This is a genomic window from Blastopirellula sp. SH421 (assembly GCF_057808535.1).
In genome coordinates this window covers 6,530,107-6,545,004 of the sequence record NZ_CM173712.1, presented here as the reverse complement: position 1 = coordinate 6,545,004, position 14,898 = coordinate 6,530,107, and the positions used below count along the sequence as shown (strand labels likewise).

Annotated in this window: 11 protein-coding genes and 1 pseudogene; 5 read left to right on the top strand and 7 right to left on the bottom strand. The window is 53.9% G+C overall.

Going from position 1 to position 14,898, the window contains the following annotated elements:
• The first annotated feature begins 198 nt into the window (after positions 1-198).
• Positions 199-936: a sugar phosphate isomerase/epimerase family protein gene (locus tag SH421x_RS26555; RefSeq protein ID WP_488853050.1), complete on the top strand. Its 738-nt coding sequence runs from the start codon at positions 199-201 to the stop codon at positions 934-936.
• Between the two features lie 350 nt (positions 937-1,286).
• On the opposite strand, the gene SH421x_RS26550 is transcribed toward SH421x_RS26555, so the two are convergent.
• Complete coding sequence (locus SH421x_RS26550; protein WP_488853049.1) at positions 1,287-1,730, bottom strand: Dps family protein; 444 nt, start codon at positions 1,728-1,730, stop codon at positions 1,287-1,289.
• Between the two features lie 864 nt (positions 1,731-2,594).
• Here SH421x_RS26550 and SH421x_RS26545 point away from each other — a divergent pair.
• On the top strand, positions 2,595-3,557 hold the full coding sequence (locus SH421x_RS26545; protein ID WP_488853048.1) for a DUF1559 family PulG-like putative transporter: 963 nt from the start codon (positions 2,595-2,597) through the stop codon (positions 3,555-3,557).
• 222 nt (positions 3,558-3,779) lie between these two features.
• Entirely contained in the window at positions 3,780-4,052 is a 273-nt protein-coding gene (locus tag SH421x_RS26540; RefSeq protein WP_488853047.1) for a hypothetical protein, read from the top strand.
• 12 nt (positions 4,053-4,064) lie between these two features.
• Here the strand turns inward: SH421x_RS26540 and SH421x_RS26535 are convergent, their stop codons facing one another.
• Both SH421x_RS26535 and SH421x_RS26530 read right to left on the bottom strand, forming a co-directional pair.
• Positions 4,065-5,156 carry a hypothetical protein gene (locus SH421x_RS26535; RefSeq protein ID WP_488853046.1) on the bottom strand — a complete coding sequence of 364 codons (1,092 nt, stop codon included), beginning with the start codon at positions 5,154-5,156 and terminating at the stop codon, positions 4,065-4,067.
• 255 nt (positions 5,157-5,411) lie between these two features.
• On the bottom strand, positions 5,412-6,299 hold the full coding sequence (locus SH421x_RS26530) for a M28 family metallopeptidase (protein WP_488853045.1): 888 nt from the start codon (positions 6,297-6,299) through the stop codon (positions 5,412-5,414).
• Between the two features lie 185 nt (positions 6,300-6,484).
• Here SH421x_RS26530 and SH421x_RS26525 point away from each other — a divergent pair, with 185 nt between their 5' ends.
• Complete coding sequence (locus SH421x_RS26525; protein WP_488853044.1) at positions 6,485-7,750, top strand: hypothetical protein; 1,266 nt, start codon at positions 6,485-6,487, stop codon at positions 7,748-7,750.
• Here the strand turns inward: SH421x_RS26525 and SH421x_RS26520 are convergent.
• The 4 genes and pseudogenes from SH421x_RS26520 to SH421x_RS26505 all read right to left on the bottom strand — a co-directional run bounded on the left by SH421x_RS26520 (position 7,743) and on the right by SH421x_RS26505 (position 13,923).
• Positions 7,743-9,359, bottom strand: a complete 1,617-nt coding sequence (locus tag SH421x_RS26520) for an arylsulfatase (protein ID WP_488853042.1) — start codon at positions 9,357-9,359, stop codon at positions 7,743-7,745. The two genes, SH421x_RS26525 and SH421x_RS26520, sit on opposite strands and share 8 nt — an antisense overlap.
• 35 nt (positions 9,360-9,394) lie before the next feature.
• Positions 9,395-11,590, bottom strand: a complete 2,196-nt coding sequence (locus tag SH421x_RS26515; RefSeq protein ID WP_488853041.1) for an arylsulfatase — start codon at positions 11,588-11,590, stop codon at positions 9,395-9,397.
• Between the two features lie 577 nt (positions 11,591-12,167).
• Positions 12,168-12,350, bottom strand: a pseudogene (locus tag SH421x_RS26510) (phosphoketolase family protein); the annotation flags it as partial.
• Between the two features lie 127 nt (positions 12,351-12,477).
• Positions 12,478-13,923: an FAD-dependent oxidoreductase gene (locus SH421x_RS26505; RefSeq protein WP_488853040.1), complete on the bottom strand. Its 1,446-nt coding sequence runs from the start codon at positions 13,921-13,923 to the stop codon at positions 12,478-12,480.
• Positions 13,924-14,397: 474 nt separating this feature from the next.
• Between SH421x_RS26505 and SH421x_RS26500 the strand changes: the two genes are divergently transcribed.
• Positions 14,398-14,751 carry a hypothetical protein gene (locus tag SH421x_RS26500; RefSeq protein WP_488853039.1) on the top strand — a complete coding sequence of 118 codons (354 nt, stop codon included), beginning with the start codon at positions 14,398-14,400 and terminating at the stop codon, positions 14,749-14,751.
• Positions 14,752-14,898: the final 147 nt, after the last annotated feature.

Sequence of the window (14,898 nt, the reverse complement as noted above, 5' to 3'; positions counted from 1 at the left end):
AATCAAAGTGGTGCGAGCGGATGCTGTGCGCACAGGTAATTGAAACGTTGCTTATTCCCCAGATAAAGCCAGACAGGCGCGTCATCGACATGCGGCTGCTTGGAACCGCTGTATCTGATAACCCCGACAATCGTGGTAATCGTTATGTTTCGTTTTGGCGTTCAACTCCGCTCCCTCCGTCTTCCTGTGCGAAAAGCGTTGCAAGTCGCCTCTGAGCTGGGCGCTCGCGGCGTCGAAATCGACCTCCGCAACGAGATAGCGCCGCGTGATCTGTCGCAAACCGGCGCTCGCCAATTTCGGAAACTTCTGGAGGATTTGAATCTCAAAGTTTGCGCCGCAACCTATCCTACCCGCCGCGGTTATTACGACGCTGAAGATCTCGATCGCCGGATTCTGGCGACCAAAGAAGCGATCGACTGCGCCTACAAGCTGGGCGCTCCGGTGGTGACTAACCACCTTGGGCGCGTTCCCGCAGATGTGACCGATCAAAAATTCACGCTGCTGCGCGATGTCATGTCCGAGATTGGCCGCTACGCGCATCAGAATGGGGTCTTTATGACCGCCAAAACAGGGCCAGAGTCGGCGGCAGACTTGAACCGTTTGCTCGACGCTTTGCCGGATGGCCTTTTAGGGGTCGAGTTTGATCCTGGCGCGATGATCGTCAACGGATTCTCAGCTCGTGAGTCGCTGGAAGAGTTGATCAAGCATGTGCGCCACGTTCGCGCCAAAGATGGCGTCCGCGACCTGGCGATCGGACGCGGCATCGAAGTCGAACTAGGACGCGGTTCAGCTGATTTTCCGATGTTGTTAGCAATGCTCGACGATGCTGGCTACAACGGTTTTCTGACGGTGGTTCGTGAAAATCCGCTATCGCCGCGCGACGAAGTCGAGCAATCCCTTGAGTATTTAAAACAGCTAGTGCCGCACGCCACGTAGATCAGTTCGCGGCGTCCGATCTTTAACAGAGCGTTTGTTAGAACAGAACAGGCTGGCGGATTTCGTGAGGCCGAGGTCTGACCTACGTTGCGCTGTCCGTTTGTATCGATTGACTGCGGGTAATTGGCCTGCTTTACTGCGGAAAACCACATCCGACGGCGATGGACTTCTGTGGGAAGCACCCGAACAATAAAGATGTCTAACAGAGAAGTGCTGCCTTCATTCTTTGCCCAGAGGAAGTCACCTTCTCCTTCGGACGTGTCCCCACTGTAGGCGATCCCAGCCGGCAATTCCCCCAAAGTTTGCCCCCGCTGGCTGGATCGCCTTTTTTTGTGCTTGCCCTCGCGGCGCTACGCTTGGAGGTAAGAGTTCAGCATCCAGCGTTCTTTCTCAAGGGTGACAATAAAGTCTTCGAGAATGATCACGCTGCCGGTATCGCCGATCTCTTCGGCATGGGCATGCACTTGTTTGACATGATCATTTAGCTTGCCCATGTCGGCATGCAGATTGGCGACCATCGCTTCGGCCGACGGCGTGGAGCTATCTTCGGTCAGCGTCGTAAGTTGGAGAAACTCGCCTAGCGTCGCCGGCGGATTGGCGCCAAGGCCTCGAATGCGTTCGGCCAGCGTATCTATCCCTTCAGCCGCGTCGGTGTACAGCTCTTCAAACTTAGCGTGCAGCGGAAAAAATTCTTTGCCAACAACGTTCCAGTGATAGCCTCGCAACTTTTGATAAAAGACCGCATAATCGGCTAACAGCTTGCCGAGTTCCTTGGCGGCGCCATGATCGCTCATTGGGAATTCTCCAGAGGTTAATGGGATCAGCGGAGGGTGATTGGTTATGATACGGCGACTTGCCGCGACGGCCAATCGGGCGGCTGCGGCTTGTTTGCGAAGCGATGAAGATCGTGATTGAACCGCAAAATTTGAGCAAGACTAACGCTCTCGAAGACGTGCTGACGCATGATGGAGCCGACAGAAAGCTCTGGTCCGAACTTCTCCTTTGCGCAGCGATCGAGTTTCAGATAGGCTGATGTGGGAATTTGTTTGCCGTCGGCTGAGCGAAATAAGAGCGTCGAAGGCTTCTTCAAGGCCTTAAATACCCGGTGTCAGATTGCCGGTGAAACGGCTTGGCGATTCGTAACTGTTCGCTCATCTTGCAGCTCAGTGGTCGCAGTGAATGGGACGGCGCCCGCAAAAGATCTCTCTCTGTCGTAAGTATCTTTGTAACGCTGCGATTCTTTTTGCCTTCCGCAGACAGAATCTTCATTTGCGACCGGCAAATAGGTCTGCGACGTTTGTGTCCGGGCTCAAGCTGGCGAGCTGTTCTTAGGGCGCAATTTAAATCGCGGGTCCCTTGCCGTTTCCACCTAGACTGCCTAGTCGTGAACGATTAGTGGATCACCGGGGCGATTTTTTGAAAAAAACGAAAATCGTAGGGCAAGAAAAGGCCCCTTTTTTCCAGAAAAAGATTTGTCTGTGGGCAGTAATTTCGATTAAATAAAAATCCCGCGGAAAAATTGTGTCAGCACTGTAAGGATTCTCAATACTGCCGATACAATAGTGTATTGCTTTGCGCAATGGATCGCTTACTTACTTCTTTTCGTTACGTCCCAATTGCGATCCATTCTTTTCTTTTTATCTGTTTGGAGTCTTCTTATGCAAAAACGACGCGGTGGATTTACCCTGGTTGAGTTGCTGGTGGTCATCGCGATCATCGGCGTTTTGATTGCTTTGCTTTTGCCGGCTGTACAGCAGGCTCGCGAAGCGGCTCGCCGAATGACTTGCACCAATCAACAAAAGCAGATTGGTCTGGCGATGCATAATTATCACGACACGTTTGGATCGTTTGCACCGGCCGCGGTTTGGCTCGGGACAGGAACGACGGCTCCAGAAAGTGCCCGCGATGCGAGTTGGGGAGCAACTTGGGCATTGATGATTCTGCCGTTCATCGAACAAGGGAACTTGCATGACCAGTACAATTTTTCCAACGTTGCCCGAGATACGACTAACAACCTAGTGACTCGGCAGCGTCCCGACGCATTTCTTTGCCCCAGTCATCCCGATGTGACGACGCGACTGAATCAAGATTTCGACGGTTTCGCCAAAACCAACTACGCGGTAAGCCAAGGAGGTTGCCGGCTGTTGGAAACGGACGACTTTAGAAATAACGCACGCAAAGGGGCGTTCAGCATAGTCGGTCAGTATGGCGCCAAGTTTCGCGACATGACTGATGGAACCTCAAACTCGGTGATTCTCAGCGAGATCTTTGTTCTAAGCAGCGGCGGCGGTGATCGCGGCGCATGGGGTTGGTGCACTGGACCCACTTTCAATGGTCGTAGTCTCGCTTCTTCGCCGGAAGTGATTTTGACGCCTAACACCAGTCAAAGAATGGATGCGAGTCACTATTCGCCCAACACGACAAGTCAAACGATTTTCGGCATGAACAGCAATCCGGATGTGGCCAGCAACGGCGGTGTCGCTGCACGCAGCTTCCATCCCGGCGGCGTGATCATGTGCTTGGGTGACGCGAGCTGCCGATTTGTCGCCGAGACGATCGATCAAACGACCTATGCCAACGCATTGGCGATCGCCGACGGGAATGCGACGACGCTGCCGTAACCGCATTGCTATTGCAGAATCGTTCTACCCGAAACCCATCTGCTGCGCATGGCCTGCAGATGGGTTTCCGCTTTCGATTGGGACCGCTGATTTTCTCTTTGTTGGCAACTTGTCGCTGATTGCAGGTTTACCTTTATGTTTATTCGCAGCTTTTCTCTTGTTGTCGCATGCTTGTTGTTCTGCACTGGTTGCCCAAAGGGGCCGGCCAGCCAAGGTGTGGGGGTGACTGACCCCGAAATCGCTCAAAGCGTTCGGGAGCAAGTGACCGATTTTGTGACCAGTGCAGAAAAATCTCCGCGCTCGGCCAAGGGGAAACTTGATCTGATGTTGGAATCGCTTGAAGGCGCGGCCGAGCGCGGCGAGGGCTTTGTCAAAGTTCGCGACGAAGCAAAGAAGCTGCAATCAATGTATGGAGAGAAGGCCAGCGACGCAGAGCTGAAGTCGCAGTTAAAATCGCTGCAGTTATCCGCTGACGCGCTGACTCAACCGTCCTAGCACAGCAATCGCTTATTTCGCTTTGTTCGCAGCGACCGAGAACCGGAACTTATAGTCGTCATCCGTCCCAAGTTTCTTGTCCGGCCCCAGCAGCGTCATGTCGACGTCATAGCCGTTGATTGTCCAGCTTGCAGCGACGTCTCCTTTGGACCAGCGGCCTTGCACTCGTTTCGATTCGGCGATGTGGGCTGGTAAGCCGAGGATCGACTGGCGAATGGTATGGGTCAGGCCATTTTCCATGACCGCGGTTTTGCGCTGGAACAGTTCGGGCCAATCGGCGGGATAACGAGCCGTTAGCTCAGGAAACGCGGGGATCGAAGGTTCGCTTGGTTGGTTGGGCGAGTTTGTTGGCTCGACGGCGTTGAAGTCAAAGTCAGGCGTCTGTAGAGAGGCTTCGAGCGCTTTGAGACGCGCTTGCTCTTGTTGAAACGGAAGGATGAACTGATACGCCAGCACCAGTGCGCTGACCGTGCCAAGCAGTCCCATCACCACGATTGCCGCGATCATGGTTGAGCTTCCATCAGAGCTGCGCGCGCTGCGCTGAGCCGCCACGCTGCGCGGCTGCCTTGAAGCGGGGGCAGGCAATGCAGCCGGGGCAGGCATCGTCTGAGCTGGAGGAGGATACCCATAACCAGGCGGCGCTGCTGCCGGAGCATAAGGATAGGGGGCAGGCGGAGCTCCGTAACCGCTGGGAGGCGGTGGATAAGGGGGCGGATAGTATCCATGCGGCGGTGGCAGCGGGCCGGCAGGAGGTGGAGGCAACGGTCCGACAGGCATTGGTGGTCCCGGCGGATACGCTGGCGGCGGCGCGGCGGCGTTGCCCGGCATGGGATAGGTCGGTTGACCATTCGCCTGGTAGGGAGACGACGGCATCGGATAGAGCGGTGGCGCAGGCATTGCTGCGGCGTTCGGGGCTGGGTTCGTCGGCGCCGAGGACGTCTCTTTAAAATGGAACGTCCCCGTATCTCCGCTTGCAGGAATGCCGGGAGAATCGATGTCGTCGCTCCAACTTCGATTTGCATCGAATTGCGCTGGGGGATGAACCTCGATGTCGGCTGTCAGCTGCTGTGGTACCCGGATCTTCTGGCGACAGCGGCGACACATGACGCGCCGACCCGCTAATTCAGGCTCCCAACGACAGGGACGCTGACATTTTGGACACGAAAAATACTGCTTGATAGTCACCTGAAGACCCCTGATTGAGACTTCCGAGTCTAGTCATAGCGCGGGGGTAATTCAACGCGAAATCCAAAAAAAGAAAGAGGCGAAAGTCTGCTTATTGCACTTGAATAAGCTAGGGGAATTTTCCCTAAATTGTTCTGGTAGCACGGTTTGCAATCACCGGCGTGGAAGCGTCCATTACTTAAGCAACCGCTTCATCGCACCGGCGACTCCCAGGGTAACCTGGGTCATCCGGTCGTAGTCGAGCGTCTCTGGGGTATCACTCAACTGGTGGTAGTGCGGGTTCCGTAGAAAGCTGGTGTCGGTCAGCATGAGCGCCGGATAGTTTTGATCCCAGAACGAGCTGTTGTCGCTGCGCCGGATTTCGTGGACCCGCTCAGGCAAGTTAAGCGACCACAGAGGAAGCTTGGATGCACGCTTGAATCCGCGGCGGAAGTTCCAGTTCAAACTCCAAGAGCTCAGATTGCCGACTGCCGCCAGAAAGTTGCCGGTGGTTGGGAAGAGCGGATGAAAGATTTTCGGGATGGTCTCAGGGATCTGCTGCGAGTGGGGATCGTCTCTAAAGTAACCGACCATTTCCAGGCAAAGCATGCCGATGATTTGCTCGCTATGCTCCCGCGCTTTGCGAGCGTGATGCTGACTTCCCATCGCACCCACGTTGAAATAGGGCGCCTCTTCACAGGCGAACGCAACGCACCGCATTGTGCGGCGGCCGATGTGGCCAGACAAGAGCCGTGCGACTTCTAGCATGACGGCGACGGCTGACGCATTGTCATCTGCACCCGGTGTGAACGGGGTAGAGTCGTAATGAGCGCCTAGCAGGACGATTTGTTCAGCGCGTTTGGAGCCAAGGGTTTCGACAATCAAGTTGGTTGCCTGACCGTCGAGCGTGTTATAAGCCTGCTGACGAACTTCGTATCCCATCGCGGTCCACTGCTGCGTGATATAGCCGATCGATGCATTAATGGCGGTCGGATGTCGAAGCGTGCGGATGCCGATCAAGCCGGCGAGGCAATCGACATGCCGGACTAGCTGCTCGCGAATTTTCAGAGAATCGATTGTCATGCCGTTTCCTAACGCAGCGTGGGGTCCATCCATCGCTGGCAAATCATTATCTACCTTGGGAACGATGCCGGCGACTGGTTTTCCATATTTTTGTCTGGTTAGCGATTGTTTGACGCGTTTTAGAAACAAGCTGCGCCGCGGCTGAGTAAGTCACTTGTCCTTCTCCTTTTTCTCGCGAGTCTGTCATGCTCCGCTATTCGAGCTTTTTTTTGCTGAGCGCATGTTTGCTGCTATTGGGAACGCGTACTTCGGTCGCCGAAATCCCCAGCGCCGAGAAGATCATAACTTCGGGAGATCTGTCTGCCGGCAAAACGGCGCTCGAGCAGTATCTAGAGCAAAATCCCTCGGACGATCGCGAGCGATTTGGATTAGGGGTCGTGCAATTTGTCGCCGCGGTCGAGACGATGTCACAGGCTTTTTATGAATGCGGAGTGCGTGACCATCGCAGCCAGCTCCCTTTTTTGCGAATAGTCAGTGCCGAAAATCCCCAACCCAAGGCCACCAGTTACCAAGATGTCCGCAATATTATGCAGCGGTTTATCGAGGATTTGAAACAATCCGAACAGACGCTGGCCAAGGTAGATGATCAGCGGGTGAAGCTTCCGCTTCCCTTGTTTCAAATCCGCTTGGACCTGAACGGCGACGGCGAAACGACCGCTCAAGAAACGCTGGGAATGGTCGCCGCGCAGTTGCGACTGGCGCAAGCTCAAGCGGCTACGGAACCTGGAAACGAGTTGGCTGAGAAGGATGTAGAGCCGGTCAATCCTGTCGTCGCATTTGACTACGCCGATTGTCTCTGGCTACGGGGGTACTGCCACTTGTTGAGCGGGATCGCCGAAACGTATCTGGCCTATGACGTGCAAGAGTTGCATAACCGAGTTGGTTATCTCTTTTTTCAGAAGCTCAGCTCGCCGCATGCTTACTTGGCAAAGACGAATCATGTTTTTGACATCGCAGGCGATATCGATGTTGTGGACGTGATTGCGCTGATCCATTTGATCAACTTTCCGGTAAAAGACGCCGATCGGCTGCAGGCCGCCCATGCCCACTTCCTGCAAGTGATCACACTCAGTCGGCGCACCTGGGATGCGATTGAAGCCGAGGATGATAACGATCGCGAATGGATTCCCAGTACTCGTCAAGATTCGGCCGTTTCTACGATGAAGATGACGCCTGAGATGTTGAAAACCTGGCGAGGATTTCTGGATGAACTAGAAGCGATCCTGCAAGGCGAAAAACTGGTTCGTCATCCGCGCGTTACCGACGGCCGCGCGATCAACATCAAGAAAGTCTTTTTTGAGCCGCGTCAGTTTGACTTGGTGATGTGGATTCACGGCAGCAATGCGACGCCGTTTTTGGAGAAAGGCCCAATGACGGAGACGCGGTTCTGGAACCGCTTAAATGAAACGTATGGAGGGCGGTTTTATAGCTTTGCCGTCTGGTTTAATTAGGCTTGTTCAACTTTGGATAAACGCCGACGCGCTGCGCCCAAGCGTTCCATTGTTGTGACAATTCTTGGACCTTGGCAGGATTTTTAGACGCAAGATTTTGCGTTTCGGTGCGATCAGACGCAAGGTTGTACAACTCCCACTGGGCCGGTTGAACCCCACGTGGCGGAGCAACGCCGCGGCCGACGAGTTTCCAGTCGCCGGCACGGATCGACGCGTTACTCTCATGCTCGATGCAGATCGGTTTTTGCCGAGCCAATGATTTTCCTTGCATCGCTGGGCGGAGCGAAATCCCATCGAGCGCGGCGAGCTTGTGCCCTTGATAGTCGGTCGGATAGGTTGCGTTGGCCACATCCAATAGAGTCGGCAGCACATCGATCAGCTGGGCAGGCTCGGTATACCATTCTGCGCGAGCAGCGATCTTGGCAGGCCAGCGAATGAAAAACGGCGTCGCTGTTCCCCCTTCATGATTGAAGTGCTTGTAAAGCCGGAAAGGCGTGTTGCTGGCGTTGGCCCAGGCTTCGCTATAGCTGTTGCCGTGCTCTAGATTGCGTTTTTGGGGATCGATAAAATTGCCGCGGCCTAGCACTCCGCCCTCTTGGCAGCCGCCGTTATCTGTCAAAAAAAGGATCAGCGTGTTGTCGTTGATGCCTGATTCTTTTAGGTGCTTCATAAGCCGCCCAATGTTTTGATCGACGCGGTCAATCATCGCCGCATACACGGCCATCTGTAAATCTAACTCATCTTGCTTCTCGTCATCTAACTGGTCCCACGCCGGCAGCCGCGGAGTTCGCGGCGAAAGCTCGCAATCAGCGGCGATCAGTCCGAGCTCTTTTTGCCGCTCTAGCCGTTGCTCACGCAGTTTATCCCATCCTATTTTGTACTTGCCACGATATTTGGCGATGTCGTCTTCAAACGCTTGCAGCGGCCAGTGAGGCGCGGTGTAAGCCAGATAGAGAAACATCGGGCGTTGTTGGCCAGCTTGTTCCTCTTGCAAAAAACGAATCGCATAGTCGGTGAATGCGTCGGTCGTATAGAACGCTTCGTCTGTGGTGCTGACAGGAATCGGAACGGGCTCATTATCGAGCGTCATCCCGCGATCTCCGGTGGGATAGAAATAACGCGTGGCGCCTGAGATGCATCCATAGTACTTTTCAAACCCGCGCTGCCGCGGCCAGCGGCTTTCGTCGTTGTAGCCGAGATGCCATTTGCCGGACATCAGCGTCGCGTAACCATGTTGTTGAAGCGCTTCGGCGATGGTGATGCAGTTGTGGTTGAGATAGCCTTGATAAGTGGGGGGCTTTCCGGCGCCGTAGACTTGATTGGGGGATTCGGTCATGTGACCGATACCGGTTTGATGCGGATAGAGCCCTGTCATCAACGTCGCCCGGGTGGGGCAACAGCGGCCGTTGTTATAAAACTGCGAGAACCTCACGCCGGTATGGGCCAACGCATCGATATTGGGCGTTGCGATCTCGCTGCCATGATAACCCAGATCAGAAAACCCCATGTCATCGACCATGATCAGGATGATGTGGGGACGCTCCACGGCCCCGGTCAGGCCGCACCAGCCAAAAAAGATGGCGAACGAGAGGAGTGCGGAGATTTTCATGTTTTAACGGGGGACCAGAGAGAAATGATAGGAGCTTAGCGGTTCGACGATTCCAGCTTAAAGTTTACGATCGAGCCTGAGAATGCATTCGGCACATCGTAGTCGCCAGCGGCAGTCTGTGCATCCTGGCCAAGGGATAGTTCGTCTTTCGGCTGCACCGAAATCAAGCCAGGAGAGCTAATCTCGATCGCCGGTTCGTCGTTGATTTGAAGTCGCATCTGCTGGGCGTTGAGTTCAGCTCGCAAGCGCAACTTGCCAGAGTATTTCTGCTGGGCCAGCAACCGCGTTACTTTGCCGTTGATTCGCACGTCAAACGCAGGGCGTCCGTTAACAAAGTGAAGTGCGTAACCATATTCACGACCTCCCTGCGCGGCGACGACGCCGATGGGAACTTGCGCGTCGACATCCGCTTCGAGAACCCAGCTGCGATTGGCAAGCGGGAAATGAGGATCGAACTCGAACGAATATTTTGGCTGCTTGGCTCGCGCTGGGGCGTAATGCACGCCAACGTCCCAGGCCCACTCGTTCCATGCGGCGACCATCGATTTCAAACGCTCAGGCTGATGCTTCGCCAGATCGTTGGTTTCGCAGCGATCCGCAGCGAGGTTATAAAGTTCCCACTCGATCTTGTGCGGCATCCGTTTGGACCTGACGATTTTCCAATCGCCATCTCGCAGCGCGTGGGCGCCTTGATGATCAAAGCCAATCGATCGAGGCGGCAGCGCTTCGCCGCGCATCGCCGGCAACAAACTCGTTCCGGCTAACGGCGTGATCGGGCGAGCTTCGTAGGTTTGCGGATAGGTTGCACCGGTCGCTACCAGCAGCGTCGGCAGGATGTCCATCACATGTCCCGGCTGACGCTCCCAACGATCTGGTTGACCGATGCCAGCAGGCCAATAGGCGATTAGCGGCGTGATAATCCCGCCTTCGTGGGTGAAATGTTTGTACATCCGAAACGGCGTATTGCCCAGATTGGCCCAACCGCTGCCGTATGACTGATGCGTGCCGCGCTGACCTGTCTCATGCAGTTGATCGCCGCTACGAAGCGTCGTAGCGCCAACGCGAGAGGATCCATCAAAACCAAACGGGCCCCATTCATAGCAGGCGCCGTTATCACTGAGAAACAAGATCAGCGTATTCTCGAGATCATCGGTCGCTTGCAGGTGATCGACAATGCGGCCAACGCCGGTATCAATTCCTTCGACCATCGCCGCGAAGACCGCCATCCGACGAGCCAAGTCGCGTTGTCGCGGCTGGTCCAGCGAATTCCAGGCTGGATTCTCTTCCCCTGCATAGCTGTTGGCGATGTCATCTCGATCGACCGGAACCAACGAGCGAGAGGTCAACTTCCAGTGCTCGCCGTCGATTAGGCCCAGTTTTTTCATGCGCTCAAAACGTTCGGTTCGTAATTCGTCCCAACCACGCAGATAGGTCGCTTCGTACTTGTCTACGCGCTCGGCCGGCGCTTGCACCGGAAAGTGCGGAGAAGAATGCCCCAGGAATAAAAACCATGGTTTGTCGCTTTGCTGTCCCTGACGAATGAACTCTAACGCATAGTCATTGAATACATCGGTCGCATAATAGTCCGCTGCCGGCGGATCGATCTCCTTCCGGCGACTATCTGGCAAACGGATGTAATAGTCGGCGTCGTATTGATCGTGCGAGTGATCACGCGTGTAACCGTAGAACTCGTCGAAGCCGCGGCGGATCGGCCCGGTCGCTGGGTGCAGGTGCCATTTGCCGACGTAGTAGCAGCCGTATCCGGCCGGCTTTAGTACTTCAGCCAAGGTGACGCATTGCTCGCTGAGTCGACCCAGATAGCCGGGCCCGCGATCGGGGCTCGGCTGGTCTGTCGTAAAATCGCCGATTCCAGCTTGGGTTGGATAAAGCCCTGTCATCAAGGACGCGCGGCTTGGGCAACAACGCGCCGAGTTGTAAACCTGTGTAAAGCGAACGCCGTGACGAGCCAGCGCGTCAATGTTGGGCGTAGGGATCTCGCCGCCATAGCAGCCGAGATCCGAGTAGCCTAAGTCATCGGCCAGGATCAGGATGATGTTAGGGCGATCGCTTGATTCGGCTTTAAGTTGCGAGCCATCCAGGTTTTGTGCGAAGAGTGCTGCACATGCTAAAAACGTACGTGTAGTTATTCTGTGTAGTAAATGACGCGGATATCTTCGGCTGCAACCGGGTGTTCCAGAAGTAAGCGTCGAAGTGAAGAAGCATTGAATCATATTAACTTCCCATTTCTGATTGGCAGGTGCGCTGCATTGCTTTGACTTCGTCCCAAGCCGCTCGAATGGCGCTTTCTGCACATAATATAGGAAGCATGGGTTAGCAAGCCGTCTGTCAATCGCTTGGCTGAAAGGAACCGAATTCGATTCCCGTTCTTAGTTTCTACTCTCTGCTTTCCTCGGTCAATTCCTAGCGGCAACTAGGAAAAGAATATGGATGAATTGAGAATGGTAAGAAGTAAAATCGCGTCGCCAGCAGCAGGGCTCCGGCTGGCGCTGGAAACATAATCTGATACTTCACCAAGCCCTGGTTCGAAGTAATAAGAAGGCCTCTTTGACCAAAGCTGGGAGCAGATTAGCGACAAGGGCACAAAGAAATCGATCCGTTAGCGCTTGTCCGACTTAAGCCGACTGCTGAACTGAATCGGGTGTGTAATGAAACTCTTAGAGCGATATCGATCGACGCACAGCTCTTTCCCTGTCTCTCATGAATCCAATGTTTTAAGTTAACAATCGCTCTGCTTTACCCCACTTCCAATCTCGTATCTCGGCAAGTTCGTCTCCCATCTCGCGGACATCAGCATAATGCTCCCTCAGTTTTGTTCGATCCACTCGGGGGTTCGGGTTCTTCTTCCTCGAGTTCTGTCGCATCTTTGAGAACGTCGAGGATTAAATGAAATCGATCCAATTGATTCCGTACAACCATGTCGAAAGGCGTCGTGATCGATCCTGCTTTGCAGCATCCATGCCCCTGCAAATTCGCAGGACCGCTACCTTTGAAGGGGGATTCACTTCAGTGTCCGCTATGGAGAGCATTCTCCGCGATATAGACATCGCTAATTCAAATTCGTCCATGTTGTAGGGTGACAGTTTTCAGCAAGCCTTGTTTAGGTGTCGAGATCTTTTTCCGGAGGTCCATAAATTCTCGACCCATCCGCCGCAAAGCGTCCACCATGCACAGGGCAATCCCAAGTCTGTTCCGCCTCGTTCCAATGAACCACACCTCCTAGATGAGAACAGACCGGATTCAGCTGATGAAGACATCCGCTTGCATCACGACATACGGCTAAGCGTTTCCCTGCGACGTTACCGACGGCGCCTTGACCGGGTTTCAGTTTCTGTACATCCATTTCACTCTTGGGTAGTATCCGTTCGGCATAATTCCCGACCGCCAGCATCTGCTCTGAGATGACATCGATTACAGAAGATGGTTCGACGCGGGACGGCGATAGCACTTCTTCTAATTCATGTGACTTGCCTTCGATTAAATCAGCAAGTATCGGTCCGGAAGCCGTTCCCAGTGTAAGCCCAACGCCGCTCAAACCGGTTGCAATCCAAACATTTTCTGTACCGGCCACCTTCCCGATAAAGGGAAGCCCATCCGTAGATTCAAATAGTTCGGCGCTCCAGCGAGAGATCACTTCCTCGATCTCAAACCGATCACGAATCCATGCTTCAAGATCGACGAAGGCTTGTAATTCACCTCCGTTGCCTGTGCGGTGATCACGTCCCCCGGCTAGAATGATTCCGTCTTCGGCACTCACGCGGCGAACGTAATAATAAGGATCTGAATCTTCCCAAAACAAAGCGTCAGGCAACTCCGACGTTACGCGAGCAGCCATCACATAAGACTGATAGGCAGGCGTCTGCAAATAAAGTCGGTGCGATCCCGTAAAGTTGCAGTGCACTGCACAGACCACATGATCAAAGTGAACAGTTCCCTGGTCCGACTTCAGGGATTGCGGATGGCTTTTGGTGGGCCCTGCAATCAAGGTATGCTCGAAGAGCTTTCCGCCAGCAGCATGCACTTGATCTGCCAAGCGATTTAGATAGGCGAACGAATTGCACCTCCCCATCCCTTCTACCCGATAACCGCCGACAGCTCCCCTGATCGGAACACTATCCATCCATTGCGCCGTCAGTCCAATTGCTTGGGCCGCGGTCAACTGCTGCCGCAGAGACTCGAGGTTCGCCTTTTTCTCGGTGTAAAAGTATCCAGGAAGCCAGGAGAATTCGGCTAGTTCGTCCGCCAGGTTTTGGACCGTGCGAATCGCATTCAGACGAACAGCTGTGTATGATTTCGCTTTCTCAAGTCCTAAATGGTCAATTAGTTTTTGTGGTCCCATCTCTGGGTGAGCATCCAAATGCCCAGTGCTTCCGCCTGTTGTTCCTGATCCGAGGGAATTCGCTTCACAAACCGTGACTTGATGCCCACGTTGTAGAAGTTCCCAGGCAACGCTAAGCCCCGTAATGCCGGCGCCGATCACCAAAATTTCTGTGCGATGGTCTCCAGAAAGGGCTGGAAATTTTGGCTGAAGAGATGGACGTTGCATCCAATAGGAATCATGGATTGCTAATTCATTTCGATAGTCGCGCATGATATTTTGATTGCTAAAACAATGCCTCTGGTCTTTATGCTCAGAGGACTGTCAGTGCACTTACTGTGCCCAGTTCTATCCTTGGGTGTTCGTAGAGACTTTGCCTTAAATTTCTGGGGTCGAACCGTACTTGGACGCACAGCTCTATGGAGTGAACCTAGAATTGCATCCTTATGCTGGCAGATGCCTATCCAACTTGACTGCCAGGCGTTCAGAAGCAGCGAGTATCCAAGATTTAACTTTTGGTAATGCTGCTTCCTTGTCAGGTTATCGCTCGAGCAACGCCGTAGATTTCCTCCTGAATGTGCTACGAACCGCAATCCTGGTACGCCTTTCGCACAATAACCGAAGAATCGCTGATGCCGCGAGCGAGGTTGTCGCCGAGGCAAAGGTTATTAGCCTATCCATTTAGTCCCCGAGGAGATAACGATGGCCACTCGATCAAAGTTTTATAGCGATGAGGATTTGACGACTTGGGAACGCGTTAAAAAAGCGTTTGCCAACGACTGGGAACAGACCAAGGCCGATTTTGGCGTCGAAGGAAATCGTGATATGGACCAAGACGTGGACGATACCATCAAGCAGATGTCAGGATCAAATGACGCTTTCGAAAATCGTGAGCAGGCATTTCGCTTTGGATACACGGCTCAACGTCGTTATCAAGCCAAATATCCAAAGTGGAACGACGACCTCGATCAAAGTCTACGAGCAGACTATGAAGGCGATTACGACGCTGATCGGCGCTACATTGAGCACGCCTATGGATATCATCCCCCGGTTTAGTTCACGTCGGTAATAGGTCAGTTCTATCGTGGCGTATGCTCCCAACGGTCGAGGGAGCTCGCCGCGCTAAAACTGCTCCTCTAAATTTATGGCTCGATCTCAATCGGCTGACGGAGGTAAGAAACGCTCCCTCTGCCAAGGATTGAT